Annotated in this window: 11 protein-coding genes; 4 read left to right on the top strand and 7 right to left on the bottom strand. The window is 68.0% G+C overall.

Features of this window, described 5'->3' with window-relative positions:
* Positions 1-137: 137 nt before the first annotated feature.
* The 3 genes from obgE to rplU form a co-directional block, all read right to left on the bottom strand.
* Positions 138-1,574 carry a GTPase ObgE gene (obgE, locus tag ACIRJP_RS21365; RefSeq protein WP_404176302.1) on the bottom strand — a complete coding sequence of 479 codons (1,437 nt, stop codon included), beginning with the start codon at positions 1,572-1,574 and terminating at the stop codon, positions 138-140.
* A gap of 162 nt (positions 1,575-1,736) precedes the next feature.
* The gene (gene rpmA / locus ACIRJP_RS21370) at positions 1,737-1,994 is read right to left on the bottom strand and encodes a 50S ribosomal protein L27 (RefSeq protein WP_018103204.1); all 258 of its coding nucleotides are present in this window, start codon (positions 1,992-1,994) and stop codon (positions 1,737-1,739) included.
* A gap of 14 nt (positions 1,995-2,008) precedes the next feature.
* On the bottom strand, positions 2,009-2,329 hold the full coding sequence (rplU, locus tag ACIRJP_RS21375) for a 50S ribosomal protein L21 (RefSeq protein ID WP_030921216.1): 321 nt from the start codon (positions 2,327-2,329) through the stop codon (positions 2,009-2,011).
* A 283-nt stretch (positions 2,330-2,612) separates the two neighbouring features.
* Here rplU and ACIRJP_RS21380 point away from each other — a divergent pair, with 283 nt between their 5' ends.
* A complete protein-coding gene (locus tag ACIRJP_RS21380; RefSeq protein ID WP_404176307.1) occupies positions 2,613-3,215 on the top strand; it encodes an acyltransferase in 603 nt (200 codons plus the stop codon).
* Positions 3,216-3,370: 155 nt separating this feature from the next.
* On the top strand, positions 3,371-3,730 hold the full coding sequence (locus ACIRJP_RS21385) for a hypothetical protein (RefSeq protein WP_404176310.1): 360 nt from the start codon (positions 3,371-3,373) through the stop codon (positions 3,728-3,730).
* Positions 3,731-3,754: 24 nt separating this feature from the next.
* Here ACIRJP_RS21385 and ACIRJP_RS21390 read toward each other — a convergent pair whose 3' ends face one another.
* From ACIRJP_RS21390 to ACIRJP_RS21405, 4 genes are all read right to left on the bottom strand, one after another.
* A complete protein-coding gene (locus ACIRJP_RS21390) occupies positions 3,755-4,315 on the bottom strand; it encodes a hypothetical protein (RefSeq protein ID WP_404176313.1) in 561 nt (186 codons plus the stop codon).
* A gap of 9 nt (positions 4,316-4,324) precedes the next feature.
* On the bottom strand, positions 4,325-11,050 hold the full coding sequence (locus tag ACIRJP_RS21395; protein ID WP_404176317.1) for an RHS repeat-associated core domain-containing protein: 6,726 nt from the start codon (positions 11,048-11,050) through the stop codon (positions 4,325-4,327).
* Positions 11,051-11,292: 242 nt separating this feature from the next.
* Entirely contained in the window at positions 11,293-14,868 is a 3,576-nt protein-coding gene (locus ACIRJP_RS21400; RefSeq protein ID WP_404176320.1) for a LamG-like jellyroll fold domain-containing protein, read from the bottom strand.
* Positions 14,869-14,981: 113 nt separating this feature from the next.
* The gene (locus ACIRJP_RS21405; RefSeq protein ID WP_404176323.1) at positions 14,982-16,529 is read right to left on the bottom strand and encodes an FG-GAP repeat protein; all 1,548 of its coding nucleotides are present in this window, start codon (positions 16,527-16,529) and stop codon (positions 14,982-14,984) included.
* 946 nt (positions 16,530-17,475) lie between these two features.
* Between ACIRJP_RS21405 and ACIRJP_RS21410 the strand changes: the two genes are divergently transcribed.
* The gene (locus ACIRJP_RS21410) at positions 17,476-19,077 is read left to right on the top strand and encodes a glycosyltransferase (protein WP_404176326.1); all 1,602 of its coding nucleotides are present in this window, start codon (positions 17,476-17,478) and stop codon (positions 19,075-19,077) included.
* Complete coding sequence (locus ACIRJP_RS21415; RefSeq protein ID WP_404176329.1) at positions 19,074-19,688, top strand: acyltransferase; 615 nt, start codon at positions 19,074-19,076, stop codon at positions 19,686-19,688. Before ACIRJP_RS21410 ends, ACIRJP_RS21415 begins: the two co-directional genes overlap by 4 nt.
* Positions 19,689-19,736 lie beyond the last annotated feature (48 nt).

Raw genomic sequence — 19,736 nt, forward strand, 5'->3', positions numbered from 1 at the left:
GTCCAAGTCCTCAACTAGGCGGCCCGGGGGGGGGGGGGGGGGGGGGGGTGGGGGGGGGGGCCCCCCCCCCCCCCCCCCGCCGCGCCCCCCCCCCCCCCCCCCCCCCCCCCCCCCCCCCGGGGCCGAATCGGCTCGCCCTAGAAGGGGTTGAACTCGTCGAACTCGCGCTGCGCCTCGTCGCGTTCCGACTCGCGCTCGCGGCGGCGCTGCGCCGCCGGGCGCGGTGCTTCGAGCCGGTGGTCCTCGCCACGACGGCCCAGCATCTCCGCACCGGCAGCCAGGGTCGGCTCCCAGTCGAAGACGACCGCGTTGTCCTCGGCGCCGATGGCGACGCCGTCGCCCGCACGGGCACCGGCCTTCACCAGTGCGTCCTCGACACCGAGACGGTTGAGCCGGTCGGCCAGGTAGCCGACGGCCTCGTCGTTGTTGAAGTCGGTCTGGCGCACCCAGCGCTCCGGCTTCTCGCCGCGCACCCGGTAGATGCCGTCCTCCTCCAGGGTGACGGTGAAGCCCGCGTCGTCGACGGCCTTCGGGCGGATGACGATCCGGGTCGCCACCTCCACCGGCTTGGCCGCACGCGCCTCGGCGACGATGCCCGCGAGCGCGAAGGAGAGCTCCTTCAGGCCGGTGTGGGCGACGGCGGACACCTCGAAGACGCGGTAGCCGCGCTCCTCCAGGTCCGGGCGGATCATGTCGGCGAGGTCCTGGCCGTCCGGGATGTCGACCTTGTTGAGGACGACGATGCGGGGCCGGTCCTCCAGGCCGCCGTACTGCTTGAGCTCCTCCTCGATGATGTCGAGGTCGGAGACCGGGTCCCGGTCGGACTCCAGCGTCGCGGTGTCCAGCACGTGCACCAGCACCCAGCAGCGCTCCACGTGCCGCAGGAACTCCAGGCCGAGGCCGCGGCCCTGGCTGGCGCCCGGGATCAGGCCGGGGACGTCGGCGACGGTGTAGACGGTGCTGCCCGCGGTGACCACGCCGAGGTTCGGGACGAGGGTCGTGAAGGGGTAGTCGGCGATCTTCGGCTTGGCCGCCGAGAGGACGGAGATCAGCGAGGACTTGCCGGCGCTCGGGTAGCCGACCAGCGCGACGTCGGCGACGGTCTTGAGCTCCAGGACGATGTCCCGGGCCTCACCGGGCTCGCCGAGCAGCGCGAAGCCGGGGGCCTTGCGCCGGGCGGAGGCCAGCGCGGCGTTGCCGAGGCCGCCGCGGCCGCCCTGGCCGGCGACGAACGTGGTGCCCTGGCCGACCAGGTCGGCGAGCACATTGCCGTTCCGGTCGAGCACGACCGTGCCGTCCGGTACCGGCAGGACCAGGTCCTGGCCGTCCTTGCCGGAACGGTTGTCGCCCGCGCCGGGCTGGCCGTTGGTGGCCTTGCGGTGGGGGTGGTGGTGATAGTCGAGAAGTGTGGTGATCGCCTGGTCGACGACCAGGGTCACATCGCCGCCGCGGCCGCCGTTGCCGCCGTCCGGACCGCCGAGCGGCTTGAACTTCTCACGGTGTACGGAGGCACAGCCGTGGCCCCCGTTACCCGCGGCGACATGCAGCTCGACGCGGTCCACGAAGGTGGTCATGGTTGAAACCTCCAGTTACATACATGCAGAAATGTCTCACTCGTGCTGTCCCCATGGCGGAGAAAGCCGTCTCTCATGGGAGAAACACGCGAAAGGCGGACCCGCTTCCCGTACGGGAAGTGAGGTCCGCCTCCGCAGAAACCGCTCGACGAGCGCCGAAAATCAGCCGGCGATCGGAACGATGTTCACGACCTTGCGGCCACGGTGCGTGCCGAACTCGACCGCACCGGCGGCGAGAGCGAACAGCGTGTCGTCGCCGCCACGGCCGACGCCCGTGCCCGGGTGGAAGTGGGTGCCGCGCTGGCGGACCAGGATCTCACCGGCGTTGACGGCCTGACCGCCGAAGCGCTTCACGCCGAGCCGCTGAGCATTGGAATCGCGCCCGTTCCGGGTGGACGATGCGCCCTTCTTGTGTGCCATGTCTCCTCAGTCCCTTACTTCGCAGCCGCGGGGATACCGGTGACCTTGATCGCCGTGTACTGCTGGCGGTGACCCTGGCGACGGCGGTAGCCGGTCTTGTTCTTGTAGCGAAGGATGTCGATCTTCGCGCCCTTGTGGTGGTCCACGACCTCGGCCTGGACCTTGATCCCGGCCAGCACCCACGGGTCGCTGGTCACGGCGTCGCCGTCGACCACGAGCAGGGTCGAGAGCTCGACCGTGTCGCCAACCTGGGCAGTGGAAATCTTGTCAACCTCAACGATGTCACCGACAGCAACCTTGTGCTGGCGGCCACCGCTGCGCACGATGGCGTACACGCGGATCTCTCTCTCGCTCGGAACGGAGCCCCTGATGCCAGCCGCCCGCGCAGGCCGGGGCCCGCGACGATCCGGAAGGATGAGCGGCCTCTCCTGACGGACGGATCCGCCGGGAGGAATGTGCTCAGGGGAAGGCGCGCATGGAAAACACGCCGATGGACAAGGTTACGGGCCTGTCTTCGGCCGGTCAAACCGGGCCGCCGCCGAAGACCTCGGGCGGGCCCGCGTCGTGCCAGGTCGTAGGCTCGCCGCGCGAGGACCTACTCCGAAAGGCAGACGTTCAGTGAACTACAGAGTCCAGCCCACCGCCCAGGTCGACGAGACCGCCGAGATCGGCGCCGGCAGCAGCGTCTGGGAGCTCGCCCAGATCCGCGAGCAGGCCCGGCTCGGCGAGGGGTGCGTGGTCGGACGCGGCGCCTACGTCGGCACGGGCGTCCGGATCGGCGACAACGTCAAGATCCAGAACTACGCGCTCGTGTACGAACCCGCCGAGCTCGCCGACGGAGTCTTCATCGGCCCGTCGGTGGTCCTCACCAACGACCACAACCCACGCTCCGTCGACCCCGACGGCAAGCAGAAGCGCGGCGGCGACTGGGAGGCCGTGGGCGTGAAGATCGCCGAGGGCGCGTCCCTGGGCGCCCGCTCGGTCGCCGTCGCCCCGGTCCGGATCGGCCGCTGGGCCATGATCGCCGCCGGCGCGGTGGTCACCAAGGACGTCCCCGACTTCGCACTGGTCGTCGGCGTCCCGGCCCGCCAGGCCGGCTGGGTCGGCCACGCGGGCGTGAAGCTCGTGGAGCGCGAGAGCGAGCCGGGCCTCTGGGAGTGCCCGCAGACCGGCACCCTGTACGCGGAGAAGGACGGGACCCTGACAGAGCACACCGCGTAGCCCGCGAAAGCCTCGCGAATCGGCCCCGGCGCGGTGACGCACCGGGGCCGACGGCGCTGAAGAGAGGTTGGCGCGCATCCCACCTCGGCGACATGCCACGACACGCCCCGCGCCTTCGCCACTCCCGCCTCGCTCTCGTGCGGCCCCACGCACTGGTGACGCGTCACGGCGGCATCCGTTTCGTGGCCTTCGGCAGGCAGATCGGCGCCAGGGCCATCCGGTCCACGGCCTCCCAGATTGGAACCACCATCGCCAAAGGCAAGGTTGCTGGGCGCGCCACCAAGGGCACCGAAGCCGACCCCGACGATACGCCTGCCGCAGTCGTCATCCGCTGGCGTTGCCGCCAAAGTGCGCATACCCACGACAGCGGGAATACCTGCCACCCGGCCACTAAAATGCGGCCGGGTGGCATTTTTGCAAAATTACATGGCCAGAAATTCGTGACGAAGCTTCGGCCGATCGCCCGAGTCACGAATCAGTTCACGCAAGATACTTGGCCAGGAAAACCCAGCTGAGCGTTTGCGTGCCAGCGACCCATCCTAGCTCTGGTCGAGCCATCTGCCGATGCTCGCCGCCTCACCAGGTTCAACTTCTCCACTCCTCATGATGCTTTCCGAGAAGCGGCGAATAGGGAGGGCGCGATGAGGGTTCGGGACGGCCAGTACCGATGCCATGCCATCTTCATAAGTCGTCCCTTCGATAATGACCCCGCCACGCGGCGACATGGTAAGCAGCCCGTCGCTCGCAGGACCGTTGATGGTGCCTTCGGTGGCCCCGGCCATATTCCAGCCCCCCCGCAGCTTCACCCGGACCCAACTGAAGTCGCTGTCACCGTCACCGCCCAGATTGACGAAGAGCAGAAACTCTCCTTGCTCACCGAACAGCCCGAAGCGCGTGGCCAACCTGTGCCATGCGGCGTTGACATCCTGGAGGGCGTTAGGCCGCTTGAGATCAACGACCTCATCGATCCGTCCGTGCTCCGGGCCGCAGGCACTTGCCAACGTCGCAGCCTCGGGGGGACAGGTCGCCAGCACCGGCTCACCACCGAGAAGGGTCAGCCCCGATGCGGCCAACTCCCCAGCGAGTGTTTCCATCCTCATGATGTCTCCTTACGGGCAGCCTGGAGTGAACTGGTTCAGCTTGCCGTAGAAGTGTCCGGCATTTTTCTGCATCCCCTTGGGACCAACCCATGCGTACGCATCCGGGATGCCTGCCGTCTCTCGTACAACCAGTCGATAGTCGTCTCCTCCACCCGGCACCGAATAAATCCTCGTCCTTCTTCCGTTATCCTCGTCATCTTTCCAGTAATCCTTGGACCGCTTGTTCGGGAGGTCACTCCCCTTGAAAAAGTCCAGAGATCCGTCCGGATTTCTGCGCTGCGAGAGATTTCCCGCCAGAAGTTGCTGGATCGCATTGATGACAATTCTCGGTTGATCCGCCCCGCCGGCATTGTGCACCAGAACAGGCAAGGAGCCGGCCAACACGTAGTACGTGTGCAGTTCTCCGACTGTCAGGTTGAAGACAGTGGCCGACACGACTGTCCAGCGTTCGACTGCGCGGATCGCCACCTGCGTGCCCGAGTCCGTACGGACCCGTTCGCCCGGTTCCAGGTCAGTGGCGTCGAGCCAAGCACCCAGTTCCGGCACCCAGAACGGGTGGCCGTCCGTGGCGGTGACCGAGGCGGTCTTGTCGCCCTTGGGGCCGTCGATGTCGAGGGTGACCTTGACGAGGTTCTTCAGTCCTCGACCCTTGATCTCGGCTGTGACCTTCTGGGGTCTGGTCTCGCCGGTATCAGGGTCCGTGGCGAGGACTTCGTCACCGATCTTGACCTTCTCGATCGGTTTCGACGTGCCGTCGGCCATCAGCACCCGAGTGCCTGGCGCGAAACTATTTTTTCCGACGAGGCAGGATCCCAGCTTCCGGGCCAGCTTCGACTTGCTGTACCAGTCCTTGACCCCGCTGATCAGTTTGTCGGCCAGGCGCCCAACGCGAGCGACAAGTTCGATGCCCTTCTTCCATTTCCAGGGAATTCCGTACTTGCTGAGCATCTTGCCGACGATGCCGCCGGCCGCGCTGGTGACGACGTTGACGATGGTGGCACCGCAGGCGCCCAGGGCGCCCGTGGTGAAGCAGTCGAGGGCGTCGGTGATGCCGAGTTCGTCGGCGGCGATCTTGGCGAGTTCCTTGGCCGCGGCGATCGCACGCTGCTTGGCCACGTCGGCGTCGTTCTGCGCCTTGCGGGCCTTGTGCTGTGCCGGCGTCTCCTTCGGAGCCTGGACCTGGTAGTAGCTGTAGTACTGCTGTGTGGCCTGGACCTTCCAACCGCCGTTGCCGGTCGGGGCGCAGGTGATCCCGACCATGGTGCAGTCGTCGGGCTTGAGGCCGTCCGGGTCGGAGAAGGTGACCGGGTTGTTCAGGCCGTACGCGTAGCCGTTGATCTGCTGTGGATCGGTGTAGTCGATGATCGGGTCGGCGGAGATGAACCGACCGGTCCCGGCGTCGTACTCACGTGCTCCGAGCGTGGTGAGTCCGGTGGAATCCTGCACCGTGCCGCCGACGAATCCCTTGTCGTCCACCCAGTCCGACGACGTGCGCTCGCGCTCGGCGCCGAAGGGGTCCATCCGGCGCCGCTGGACGGTGCCCGTGGCCGCGTCCACGGCGAACTGCGCCGTGCCGTGGTGGTCGGAGGCCAGGAACGTCACGCCGTTGTTGTCCCGGACCGCGACGGTCTGGCCGGCCAGGCCGTAGTAACGGGTGGCAGTCACCGCACCGGTGGACTTCTTGAGGTGCAGTTCCATGCCCGGCAGGTAGAACGTGGACTCGTCCGCGGTCTTCCTCAGCAGACGGCCGCCGGACGCGTCGTAGACGTAGTCCGTGGTGGTGGCGTCGGCATTGGTTACCTTGGCGAGCTTGCCCTGCTTGTTCCAGTCGAGCTTCTGGGTGTCGCCGTTGAGCACACGGCTCTCGGTGTTGCCCGTGTTGTCGTAAGTGTAGGTGTTGGCCGACTTGACGGCGGGGGTGGACGATGTGGCGGTGGTGTCCACCGTCTCGGTGGTGAGCTGGTGCGGGCCCTCGCCGTTCTCCCCATAGGTGTACGTCTTGGTGGAGGTGGCGGAGCCGTTGACGCCGTGGGTGGTCTCCGACGTCCGGTTGCCGAGCGTGTCGAACGCGTAGGAAGACCAGTACGGGGCTGTACCGCCGACCGTTGCGGCGGACGCCGCAGGGGTGCAGGCGGCGTCCGTCGGACCGGTGCCCGCGGCTCCGTCGGAGGTCACCTTCGACGTCCAGGCCTCGGTCATCTGGCGCAGGCCGTCGTACCGGAAGCACTGGGCGTCGGAGGTACCGCTGGCCGGAGTGTCCACGACTGACTGGACGTTGCCGCCCGCGTCGTAGGTGTACCGGGCGTCGTAGGACGTCGGAGTGCCCTCGACGGCGACCCGGGCGTTGACGAGCCGCGCGGTGCCCTGCTCGTAGGCGTAGGACAGGAACGTCTTCTTGTCCCCGGCCCGGCCCGTGCTCAGCTCCAGGTTCGTCAGCTCGTTCGTCGGCGAGTACGCGACCTTGGACACGTAGCTCGATTCGCCGAGCGAGGTGTCGAGAGCGACCGGGCGCTGCAGGTCGTCGTACATGTACGAGAGCGTCTCCGCGGCCAGGCCGCCCCCGGCCGGGACCGTCTGCGTCCTGACCGTGCCGTCCTGGTTGTACTCGGTGTCGACCTGGTACGTGCCGCCCAGTTCGGGCTCGGCCGTCTTCGACAGGTAGTACTTGGTCGTGGTCGGTTCGAGGTCGTCGGAGAGTGCCGTGTTGGTCACCGTCGACAGCAGCGCGCCGTCCCTGTAGGTGGACGTGCTGTACAGCTCGCCCTTGGCCACCGTGTCGTACCGCGAGACGGACAGCTTGGTGCCGGTGGCCGCCGGCCCCTGCCAGGTCTCGGCGACGCGGCCGATCTTGTCGTAGACCGATGTGACGGTGTTGTTCCGCGAGTCCGTGGTCGACAGCAGCCGGTCCAGGTCGTCGTACTCGAACGTGCTGGCTCCGGTGTCGGGGTCGGTCGCACTGTGCTTGCGGCCCCGCTGGTCGTACGTGTACGTCCAGGTGTTCTGCTTGTCGTCGGTCACCTTGGCCAGCTGACCGGACGGCGTGTACGCGTACTTGGTGGCGACGTAGTCGGCCGCGGTTCCCGTCGGAAGGGGCTTGTCGCCCTTGTACTGGCGCAGTTCGACCGTGCGGTCCTGGGCGTCCGTGATCGTCGTGGTCGGGATCTGACCGTTCGGCGGGTCCACGTGGACCCGGTCGCCACCGTAGGTGAAGGTGGTGCGGTTCTTCTCCACGCCCGCGACGTTCAGGATCGTCGCCGTGGTGCGCCCGGCTCCGTCGAACTCGGTCACCGTCTGCGCGTCGATGTCCTTGTTGACCGGGATGAACAGCGTCGACGACGGTCCGCCGTTGGCGTAGTAGGTGTCGTTGATCTTCACCACGCGGCCGGAGCCGTCGTAGTACGTGTCCGCCAGGAGGCGTCCGCCGCCCTGGGCCTCGGACTGGATCTGACGCGGTCTCAGCAGGCCGTCGTAGAGGGTGTACTCGTGGCGGTAGGAGGCTCCGTCCTTCTTGATCTTCTGCGTGTGCAGGTAGTTCGCGCCGTCGGTCCGAATGCCGTACTCATAGGTGATGGACGGGGTGAACTTCGCCTTCTCCCGGTCGGGCATCCATACCGAGACGATGCGGCCGAGCCCGTCGTACGCCAGGTCCGTGCGCTTGCCGTTCATGTCGGTCTGCGCCGAGACCGTGCCCCACTGGGGTGCGTACTCGGTGGTCGAGGCCCAGCCGAAGACGTTCGTCTCGGTCTTGGACACGGCCAGCCCGTACGCGTTCTCCTTGTAGGTGGCCGTGGTCGGCGTCTTCGCCGCGTCAGTCACGGTCAGCGGGCGCCCGTAGCTGTCGTACGTGGAAGTGGAGACCTCCTGGTACGTCGCGGTCGTGCCGTCGTGCGAAGCCAGCCGCTTCACCAGGGTCGGTTCACCCTTGGTCGGTGCGGCATCGAGTGTGGTCGCGTTGTCGTAGAAGGTCAGGTCGTCGGAGATGACCTTCTTGGAACGGTCTGGTGTCACACCGCAGTCCACCGAGACGGTCTCGACCCGCGACACGTAGCCGTACATGTGCTTGTCGGGGTTGTCGGCGTACTCGGTGCGGGTGCACTGGTTGTCGGCGACGTCCACGTCCCCGACGTCCGCGACCTGGACGGCACGGCCCTTGTCGTCGTACGACGTGGTGGAGGCGGTCCGCCGCCAGCCACCGGCGTCCAGTGCCTCGTAGTTGTCGGTGCGACCGGACCTGACGAAGCGGGAGGTGGAGGTTCCCCAGTCCTTGACGCGGGTTCCGGTGACCTTGGTCCAGGGGACGTTGACCGACTTGGAGACGATCTTGTCGCCGTTGTAGGTCGTGGTCTCCAGCTCGGTGCCGGACTTCCAGTCGGAGTCGTCGTACACGTTGCCGTTGGAGGCGGTCAGTTTGACGGAGCGGGTACCGCCGCCGGGATCGGTGTCCCCGTCCAGGCCGCGGAAGAAGACGTGCTCGGTCTTGGTGTTGGAGGGCTTGACGCTGCCGTCCGAGGTCTCGACCCGGACCTTGCCGTAGCCGCGCCAGTCGCTCCACGTCAGGTAGTCGGTCTTGGACAGGCCGTCGGGCTTGGCCTTGCGCCAGCCGGCGTCACCCAGGTACGTGTACGTGGTGACCTGGTCCGGGGCTCCGCCGACCAGGTCCTGCTCAGCGATGTCGGTGACGACGTACTTGTTGAACCAGTCGGTGACGGGGTCCTTCACACCCGGCGGGTTCCACTTGACCGGGTAGCAGCGCACCGTCGATTCACCGGGCTTGGGCAGCGTGGTGGGGGTGCACTCCGGCTTCGAGTAGTTGACCGACAGGGCGCTGCCCGACTCGCTCTCCACCCCGCTGAGGCGGAAGCGGTGGAACGGCTGGATGTTGTCGTCGGGAACGTCGATGCGGTTGGCGAGCTGGATGCCGTGCAGAAGCACCGTGGGGACGGACTTGTCGGTGCCCACCCGGCCCGTGTGGTCGATGGTGTCGAGCCAGAGCGACCGGGAGCCGTCACCGTTGTCGGTGAACTTGTGCCCCAGTTTCCAGACGTCGACGTCCTCGTAGGTGGTGTCGCCGTTGCGGATCTGCGTGGTGATCCCGCTGAGCATCTTGCGGGTCCAGAAGGTGGGCGAGTTCTGCCCCGGACACTTGGTGTCGACCTTGCAGTTGCGGTCCCACGGCACATCCGGCCAGTCGGCGGCCGTGGTGTCCTTCAGCGCCGATTCCGAGCAGTCCGTGAGCTTGCCCAGGCACCGCTCCTCGGTGGTGAACACGACGCGTGCGGCGGGCTTGGTGGAGTAGGCCTTGTTCTCCCGCTGCCCGTAGTCGATGCGCTTCAGGTAGCCGCCCCGGATGTACGGCTTGCCGTTCTCGCCGGTCTTCAGGCCCTGGGTGTAGTAGTTCGTCTCCGTGCCGTAGAAGTACGACATGGTGTTGCCGTGCGGGTCGATGACGTGGTCGAGGTTCCAGCGCCACGCCTGGTCGCAGTAGGCGTCCGCGAGGGCGGCCTTGTAGCAGGGCTCGCCGCTGTCGTCACCGTAGACGGGAACGGTCCAGGCGGAGTTGGTGGTCTCGTTGCCGGTCGCAAAGCCGGGCAGCCGGTTGCGGCCGAAGAAGTACTGGGTCCCGTCCGTGGCGGTGAGCTTCCAGTACTCGCCGTCGTCGTCGCCGTTGGTGGTGCCGGTGAGCTTCTCGATCTTGGAGAAGTCGTCGGAGCTGACGTGCCACTCGCCGGTGGTGTCGTCCTTGATCAGCTCGCCCGACGTGCCGCCGGCCAGGGAGATGGTGGCGTTGTCGTAGCCCCAGCACTGGTCGCCGTTGGTGTCGTCGTGACCGTCGTCGGCACACGGCTTGTAGCGGCGCTCGATGTAGCCGGGCTCGTAGCCGAATCCCTCACCGATCCAGGAGCCCTGGTTGTTCGTGGCGGCGGTCTGTCCGTCGACCGACTGCGAACTGTAGGTGAGGGAGATCCCCGGAGACTGTCCGCCCGGCACGGGCGGGGCGCTGATCGGATAGGACCAGTTGAAGACGCCGGAGGAGTTGGAGACGCTCCACTGCGACGAGGGCTTGAGCGAGGTGGCGCCGAAGTTGCCCTGGTCACCGCCGGAGCCGGCGGTGACGGCCAGGACGGTGACCGGGGAGGCCGTTGCCACCAGGGCCTTCGAGTCCGGTGTGTCCGTCGTCGTGCCCGGCTTGTCCGTCGTCGAGTCCGGTGCGGCGGGCACCTTCGCGGTCAGCGTGGAGCGCCGGGTGTCGTTGGTGGTCGGCAGCGGGGTCGCCGTGGAGCATCCCGGCCGGTCCGGTGTGGTGAGCACACACTCCGGATAGGTCACCAGACGCAGTCGCGAACCGTAGCCGCCACCGTAGGCACCCGCGAAGTCCCGGTAGTCGAGTGCGACCTCGACCGGCCCGCGCTTCGTCTTGCCGTCGGCCCGCGACACCGTCATCAGCGGGCCGTCGGCGCCCGCCGCCTCGGCCTTCTTCCGGCCCAGTACCTCGAGCCGGACACGGTCCGGGCTGCTGGTGCCGGTGGCCGCGACCTTCAGGGGGAGGCCGTCGGCCTGCGTTCCCCTGGACCCCTTGGCCCCGACCGCGACCTCGTCGGAGGTGGCCTTGGGCCAGCGGGTGACGGCCGCCTCGGTGACCTCGGCGCGGGCGGCCTCGTCGGTCCCGGTGAACTTCCGGGCCCTGCCGTTCTTGCCGGAGACCGGATCGTCGTTCTTGGTCTGGATTTCGGGCAAGGCCGCTGTGTCAGGTGCGGCGCCGGCCTCCGGGGCGTACTGCGGAAGCAGGCCGACAGAAAGGGCGAACGCCACGGTGAGTACGCAATTGCGGACCATGCGTATTGGCACATGGAAGCGCGATCTTCCAAAAGGTGATGAGCGCATGAAAGCTCCGTCAGGAGATATCGGTCAGGAACGTGCGGCAAAGCAGGCGGCCGGGGACGGGACATCGGCGTCCCGCCCCCGGCCGCGGTGGTCGATCAGGTCACGGTCGCCTCGATGCTCGTGTCATCCGCGAGACCGCTGACCAGGTTCACGAGACTCGCGTCCAGTGCGCCCTGGAACAGGCGCAGTTCGTCGGCCGCCCCCGAGAGGAAGGCCCCGGAGGTACTGCCCGTGAGGGTGCGGCCGACCTGGAACGCGGTGGTGGTGAAGTCCCAGGTGTTGTCCCAGGGCAACCGGGCGCTCTCGACACCGTTGACGTAGAGCACCACGTCACCGAAGACCGCCGAGTAGACGAGGGCCAGGTGGTCCCCCTTGATACCGGTGCTGGGCAGGAAGCCCGTTGCCTTCGCGGTCGTGCTCGTGGCGGTGGCCGAGTCCCCGTCGGTGACGGTGAGGGTCCAGCGGTTGTCTGCGGCCGAGTAGCCCACGGTGACCGCACTGCCCTTGGTGCCGGACAGCGCCATGACCGTCTGATCCTTGGTGGGCGACACCGAGGAGAGCCGGGCCCGCCCGGTCAGGGTGAAGCTGTCCCGCTTCGTGAGCAGCCCGGCCGCCCGGGTGGCGTAGGCGTCGGTGCCGTTCAGCAGCAGGTGCCCGTCACCCCACATGGGGTCCTCGGACGGCGTCTCGACGCACTCCGGATCGACCTCCGGATCGCAACTGCCCGGTGCCGGTACGTAGATGGACGCGCCGCCTCCGAGCGTGAGCCCGGTTCCGCCGCCCGCCTCCGGTGCCACACCGCCGGGTGCGGAGTCCACGTCCCAGTAGGCGAGCTGCTGGGCCACGATGCCGCCCAGGTCGGCGCTCTCGGGGCCGGTCACGACCCGGTCGTAGACCTGGACGTCGGCGACACCGCCCTTGAGGTGGGCGGTATATCCCTCCAGTGCGAGTCTGCGGCCGATCTGCAGGGCTCCGGCCGCGTTCCACGGGGCCTGCCGCTTCGCGGTGGCGGTGACCGCTGTGCCGTCCACGTACAGCGCCATCACACCGGTGACGCCGTCGTAGGAGCCGACGAGGTGTGTCCAGGCACCGGGCACCACCTTGCCGCCGGTGACCTTCCAGTCGCCCACGGACTCAAGGTCGTTGAACGGGGCCCGGAAGACCCAGCTGCGGCTGTCGACGTCGTAACCCAGGTCGAAGCCGGGCAGGCCCGTGCCGTCCTGGCTGACCACGGTCTGGTCCTGCTTCGGTTCCTCGGGAAGATTGACCCAGGCACTGACCGAGAACCCGGTGTCGGTGTCGACGATGTGCCGCCCCGCGTCCAGATAGGCGTTCTCGGTGCCGTCCAGTGCCGCGTACGTGTCAGCCGCACCGAGCGGCCCGGGCTTGGCGCCGAAGGTGACGCCCGTGCCGGGTGCGGCGGCGGGCGAAGTCCCCGTACCGGCCGCGGAACCTGATCCCTTGACGTCACCGAGGGTCCAGCCCCCGACAGGGGCCCGCCCGTCGGCGACGAGGAACATGTACCCCATGGTCGTCTTCTGGGCGTTCCCGGCCGCGTCGACGGCCTTGGCCTCCACGGACCAGTCGCCTTCGGAAGTCGGCATGAACTTCACCGTCGCGGGTCCGCCCGGTGTCGCGGGGTCGACCGTCGACCAGCCGCTGGTGCCCTTGAACCGGTACTGGTAGTGGGCCACGTCGGTGGAAGGCGAGTCGAAGGTGAAGGCCCCGTAATCACCGACGCCCGCGTGCCAGGCGCCGTCGTCGGGGTACTGGACAGAGCTGATCACGGGCGCGGCGGGCGTGGTGGCGTCGTAGATGAACTCGCAGCGGGTGGCAGTGCCCGCGCTGCTCCACGGGCCCCAGGCGGTTCCGTCCGTCCCCTGCACCTCCCAGCCGATCGTGACGTTGGAAGGGATGGTGAATCCGGCGTCCGAGTCCGTACTGAGGTCGGAACCGACGGTGTATTTGAACGATGCCGAGCCCGTCTGGCCCGTTCCGGTCGTCGTGCGGGCTCCGGTGGTGGCGTAGTGGTCGACCTGCACACCGTTCTTGGTCCAGAAGACGTGGAAGCGTGCCTTCAGGCTTTCGGACTTGCCGGCGGTGTCGTTGTGGTCGTAGTCCTTGATGACCGCGTTGAGGACCGGGGCCTCGGACACGTAGTGCTCGTCCGCGCGCCCGTACTGGCACGAACCGCCGGGCGACATGCTGAGGTCGCTCATGGCGGGCGCCAGCGGCGGCCGGTTGTACGTCACTTCGAGATGAGCGTTTCCGCAGAACCGCTTCCAGTACGAGTAGTCGTCCTCATTGTCCGCACGCAGCCGGAACGTCGTGGTGTCCCAGCCACTGTCGGCGGCCTTCTGGACGGTGCTCTTCACGTCGAACCGCACGTTCTGGTTGGTCGACGTGCACGACCCCGCCGGGTTGGTGGGGGACTTGCTGGCGAGCGTCTCCTTCAGCGTGGGCTGGTTGCCCCAGTTGGTGGTGGAGTTGATCGCGCTCGCACCGGTGGAGTTGACCCGTCCCAGCTGTACGGCCTTGGCGGAGGTGCTGTACGTGTGGACCATCGTCACGGCGAACTCGGCCGAGATGATGTCCTTGCCCTCGAAGGACGCGGTAGGTACGGCGAAGAACTGGCGCTTCTTGTCGTTGGAACCGGCGCACTGGTACGACACATCGGCAGGGCACTTTCCGACACCCTCGTGGTCGTTGAACTTCCAGAACGAGGCCGACGAGTAGTACGACGACACCATCGTCCAGCCTGTGCGGCTGGCGGTTTTGACCACCGGGTCGATGTAGACCGGATACACCGTGTCCTCACCCCGGAGCAGTGTCCTGTCCGGAGTCAGCGTCATCTCATCGGTACCGACCCGCATGTCGACATCGGCGACACGGGTTCCGTCCGGGGGCGTCACGGCGACATCGTCACCGGACGGCTCCGACGGCGTGGGAGCCGGACCCGTCCCGACCTCCCCCACACCCTGACTGCTGTCCCACATCAACGGTGCGGGAGCCTCGAAGACGGTGCCGCCGGCCGCGTCGGTCGCGGTGAGGCCGCCGTCGTCGGACTTCTTGAGATCGACCGCGGTCGCGTCAACCGGCAACTGCAGTTCGGCCAGCTCCGGATTGGCGGCCGCCTCGGCGTCCTTCACGACGATCAGGTGCGAGAAGCCCTCCGCGTTGGCGGTCACCTTCAGGTCGACCCCGGGCAGCACGTCCTGGTAGGTCGCGGTCGGTCCGTCGACCGCAGGTGCGGGCAGCTTGCCGGTCCAGTCCAGGGAGAGCGCGCGCCCGTCCTTCTCGATCGTGGCGAACGTCGTGGCTCCGCCCCCGGAGAAGGACACCGCCGATACGGCCGCCTTCGGCGCGTACGAACCGTCCGCCTGTCGGACGAGGGTGGTGTCGATGTCCACCCATCGTCCGTCTTTACGGGTCCGTACGGGCTGGACGGCCGTGGTGGTGGTGAAGGTGCCGTCCGGGTTGGCCACCGTCGTGCTGCGCTCGTCGCGCAGGCTCAGCACCTCGACCGGGTCACCGCTCTTGGAGGCGGCCTGCTGAGCCTCCTCGGTTCCGGCGGCGGTGCTGCCCTCGGCGGGTGCCGCAGCAGCCTCCGCAAGCTCGCCGGACAGGGCCGGGAAACCCAGCCCCGTGGCCAGCAGGGCCGTAAGTGTCACGGCTACCAGGGGTCTGCGACTCCACAGACGCCCGTATGCAACACGCCCGTTCACGATCGCGGTCTGCTCTCTGTCGCTCTCATCGTTGTCCAGTTCCTGGCGTCCCACGCCGGTCATCCGACTGCCCCGAAGGAAGTTCCGATGTCCGAGAGCCCGCCGCTACCGGGCTGGAAGGTCTTGGTTCCCCCGGTCGTGGTGCCGTCGATGTCGGACCACGGCATCGTGTGGAGGACGCCCTTGGAAGTGGCGGGGTCCTTGCTGTAAGGGATACCGACGTAGAGGGTCACGGCGCCGGATCGCAGTGAGATACCGGTGAAGTCACGGGCGTTCGGTTTGCCGGGCAGGACGGGCGAGCCGCGCTCGATGATCCTGTCGGCGGCTCCGATGTCACTGTCCAGCGGCTTGAACACCTGGATCACCCCGGCGTCCTTCACTCCGCCGACATCCCGGCCGGGAATACCCACGGCCAGCCGGACGGTGGCGGTGCCGGTGACGACACCGGTGTTCGTGTTCGTGATGGCCACGCGCTGCCCGAAGAAGTCGCCCGCTCCTGGATCGCCTTCGACGTTCGCGGTCCCGGCATCGAATGCCTTGATCTCCGTGACCCGGCCCGAGGGCTCGATCCTCACCACGGCCACGCCGCCCGCGTCGGGCACATTGCCTATGCCCTCGCCCGGCGTGCCGATGGCGAGGAGGGCGTCGGAGTTGTACGTCTGATTCGCCGGACGGTAGCCGGTCATCGACAGCGCGGCACCGAACCTGTCACCGGCCTCGGCGATGCCCGTGAGAGCTTCGCCTTCGCCCGCCTGGTCCATACCGGCGATCGCGGTCGGCATCCCGTCGGTGAGCGTGTGGTTGAACACGGCCACGGCTCCCGCGGCAACCGCGTCGGCGCCGATGGTCTCGCCCGGTACCCCGACGGCGAAATAGCGATTGGTACCGGTCAGCGCAGCCCCGAACTGATCGCCGGCCTCGACCACGCCGAGCACGCCCGGGCTGTCCTGCGTGACCGTGGTCCGCTTGGCGCCCTGCTGATAGACGATGGCACCGGCATCGGCCTGGTCCACACCATTCACGACCACCCCCTCGCCCGGTACACCGACAACGAGATACGGCTGGCCCGTGTCGGCCGTACCTGCCTGGAGTGCGTAGCCGAAGCGGTCCCCCGCCTCGTTGTTGGCCCCCGGAGTGAACGCCGATTGGGTGTAGCCCTCGATGGTCGAGCCCACACCGATCCCGGTGGGCGAGCCGTAGACGATGTGCAGACAGCCCGTGTCCTTGACGTCCGCGCCGGAGCCACCGGTGTCCTCGTACGGGGTCCCGATCACAAGGTCGGAACAGCCGTCGCCGTTGAAGTCCGTCGAGGCGACCGCAGACCCGAACTGGTCCCCCCGCTCCGGAGAGACCCCCATCCCGGGGGTTGCCTGCGAGATTTCGCTGACGCCCTTGTCTCCGCCGTAGAGCACCCGGACCAGACCGGCCTGCGGGACTCCGTCCACGGTCGCCTGCGGGTCCGTGACCACGTTGTCGACGAGGCCGTCACCGTTGAAGTCCGTGCTCACGCCCGCGCAGGAGGCCGCCGCGGCGGCGGGGACGGCCCCCGCGGCCGTCGCACCCCCGGTCGCGACAAGCAGGCCGATCGCGGCAATGATTCCGGACATGCCGGATTTCGTATTCACATCCCACCCCTTGAGAGAAAGCCGCACACCACCCATCCCCCCGATTCACGAATTTTTGGTAGCGCACAGCAAAGCGAATGCAATAACGACCACATGGGCCTGTCAAGAACATGTCCGATACATGCCGTTAAGCCGAAATCGAGCAGTAACAAGTTTCAAAAAGGCGACATTAAAGTCTTATGGGGGGTAGGTCGGATGCACATGTCCAACACTTCAAAAGATCACTAAAACTACACAAGGGGAAGGAGTAGCCCCCATCGCGCGCACATGCCGCATACAGCGGGACCAGCCACTGTCACGGCAGCCCAGCTGCTGTCGACGGCGCCGGATTCGCCCAATCGGGATATCTGGCACAGTCAGCCGGTCACCCACAGATCGCGAGATTCTCAACCTGAATCAGGGAGGCGACCGACAAAAGAGACCACGCGGCGTCCACTCGACAACAACGGCTCTCATCCCGGCACCGTGTTTCCTGGCAAGCCGAAGCCCGACGGCGGGCCAGGCCGCTTCAGGTGCGACTCCAGGCTGTCACGACCGGGCGACTTCACAGCCAGGGTGATTTGCAGATGTGCCCAGCGCATGCACTGTCGGCAGAGCACGAGCCCGCACCGACGATTTCAGGCCAGGTGCCAGATTGCGGAACGAAACCGAAATCTCATCCGCATCCGTCACTGGCACACGGCATCGCGGGTTCACGCCTACAGGAAGCGTCTCGACGCGCATGGAAGCATGCCGATGGCCAAGATCACGGGGCCACCCCGGACGGTCGAACCGGACCCCCGCGAGCCGGACCACAGTCCTCCGCAGGCACCTCCCGCAGGCATTGGTGACCCTGTGAAGCCCCTTGATTACAGAACCAGTTCGCGACTTTCCCTCACTGTCATTTGACCGTACGGTCCGAGTTCTACCGAGACAGTGGAGTCGAACCGTGCCAAGACCACAGATCCCCGATGAACTTCTGGCCAAGGTTGCCCGCCGCGCGGTCGCCCGGCTGTCCCGCACCGACCGGCCATTCGTCGCCGAGCGGGTCCTGGGTGTCTGCGCGCAACGCGTCGGGAACCGTCGGCTCAAGGCGGATCTGCTGGGCGAGGCAGCCGACGCCCAGCTCGGCCGGGGCCTCGTCCCCCGCCATCTCGTCCAGGCGTACTCCGCCGAGCTGGCCTGCGCGGACGCGCAGCTGAAGGCAGGCCGTAGGAAGGAGGCCGCGGCGGCTCTCACCCGGGCCCTGCAGCTGGCCTTCCACCGGGTCCCGCACATCGACCGGCTCCACTCCCCCCTCTCCGACGACCCGGCCGGCTTCACCGCCCGGCTGCGGGCCAGCGCCACCGCCCGCGCGGTGGCCGCACCCCGCGGCCGGAAAACGCCCCCTGCCGCGCCCCCGGCCGACCGGCCGCTGCGGCTGCTGGTGGTGAACCTCGCCAACGCCAACTTCCTGGGTCTGCTCACCGAGCGTTACGCGAACCACCCCGATGTCGAGCTGCGCACCCTGGACCTGGCGGCCGACCCCGTGACCGCTCCGCTGGCCAAAGGGCTGCAACGGATGATCGAGCTGCCGCTCGGGGGCCAGGCCGCGTACGGAGCCGCGGTGGAAGCGGCACTCCGCCCCCACCTGGACTGGGCGGACACGGTCTTCGTCGAATGGTGTTCCACGGCTGCCGCGTTCATGACCCTGGTCGACCCCGGCAGCACCCGGGTCGTGGTCCGGCTCCACAAGTACGAGTCGTTCACCCACTGGCCGCACATCATGGACTTCTCCCGGATCGACGACATCGTCTTCATCGCGGAGCACATGCGGGAGATGACCACCGCGGCCGTCCCCCGGCTGCTCGCCACCGACGCGCCGCACCTCCACTTCCTGCACAACGCGCTGGACCTGCGGCGCTTCGACCGTCCCAAGAGCGATGACGTACGGTTCACCGTGGGCCTGGTGGGGATCGGGCAGATCGCCAAGGACCCGCGCTGGGCCCTGGAGGTGCTGCGGCTGCTCCGGGCCCGGGACGAGCGTTACCGCCTGCTGATGGTCGGCGGCGGCATCAATCCGGCGCCGAGCGCCGCGGCCGCCGCCTATCACTCGGCCCTGGAGAGGGAACTCGCCGAGCTGGAGCCTTCGGGCGCCGTACGCAGGCTCGGGCCGAGCGACGACGTGCCCGGTGTGCTCGCCGGAGTGGGAGTGATCCTCAGCAGCTCCGTCCGCGAGGGCTGCCATGTCGGGCTGATGGAGGGAGCGGCCTCCGGTGCCGTGCCGGTCGTCCGGGACTGGCCGTTCGTGGCCGGACGCCCGCACAGCACGCGCACCCTTTTCCCCGAGGACTGGGTCGTCACCACCCCGCAGCAGGCCGCCGACCGCATCCTCGCCGCGACCGCGTCCGAGCAGATCCGGGCCGCCGCCGGGCGTGAGGCGTCCGGGTACGCCCTTGCGACCTGGGACTGGGAGACCGTCCGGGACGACTACGACCGCCTCCTGCTGAGCACGGGCCACGACGTGGGCTCGCCGGTCGAGGACCGACTCCGAAAGGCAGATGCGCAGTGAACTACAGAGTCCAGCCCACCGCCCAGGTCGACGAGACCGCCGAGATCGGCGCCGGCAGCAGCGTCTGGGAGCTCGCCCAGATCCGCGAGCAGGCCCGGCTCGGCGAGGGCTGTGTGGTCGGACGCGGCGCCTACGTCGGCACGGGCGTCCGGATCGGCGACAACGTCAAGATCCAGAACTACGCGCTCGTGTACGAACCCGCCGAGCTCGCCGACGGAGTCTTCATCGGCCCGTCGGTGGTCCTCACCAACGACCACAACCCACGCTCCGTCGACCCCGACGGCAAGCAGAAGCGCGGCGGCGACTGGGAGGCCGTGGGCGTGAAGATCGCCGAAGGCGCCTCCCTGGGCGCCCGCTCCGTCGCCGTCGCCCCGGTCCGGATCGGCCGCTGGGCCATGATCGCCGCCGGCGCCGTGGTCACCAAGGACGTCCCCGACTTCGCCCTCGTCGTCGGCGTCCCGGCCCGACAGATCGGCTGGGTCGGCCACGCGGGCGTGAAGCTCGTGGAGCGCGAGGGCGAGCCGGACCTCTGGGAGTGCCCGCAGACCGGCACGCGCTACCGCGTCACCGATGAGTCCACGCTCGTCGAGGCAGGCCCCGCGGCCTCGTAGGCGGACCGGAAACGAACGTACGAGGGGCCTCGACCGACCACCAGGTCG

The sequence above is a fragment of the Streptomyces sp. NPDC102437 genome, assembly GCF_044765565.1.
In the GTDB taxonomy this organism is placed as follows: domain Bacteria; phylum Actinomycetota; class Actinomycetes; order Streptomycetales; family Streptomycetaceae; genus Streptomyces.

Coding starts and splice junctions, on each gene's coding strand:
- obgE (WP_404176302.1), bottom strand. CDS start 1,574: ATGACCACCTTCGTGGACCGCGTCGAGCTGCATGTCGCCGCGGGTAAC.
- rpmA (WP_018103204.1), bottom strand. CDS start 1,994: ATGGCACACAAGAAGGGCGCATCGTCCACCCGGAACGGGCGCGATTCC.
- ACIRJP_RS21390 (WP_404176313.1), bottom strand. CDS start 4,315: ATGAGGATGGAAACACTCGCTGGGGAGTTGGCCGCATCGGGGCTGACC.
- ACIRJP_RS21405 (WP_404176323.1), bottom strand. CDS start 16,529: ATGTCCGGAATCATTGCCGCGATCGGCCTGCTTGTCGCGACCGGGGGT.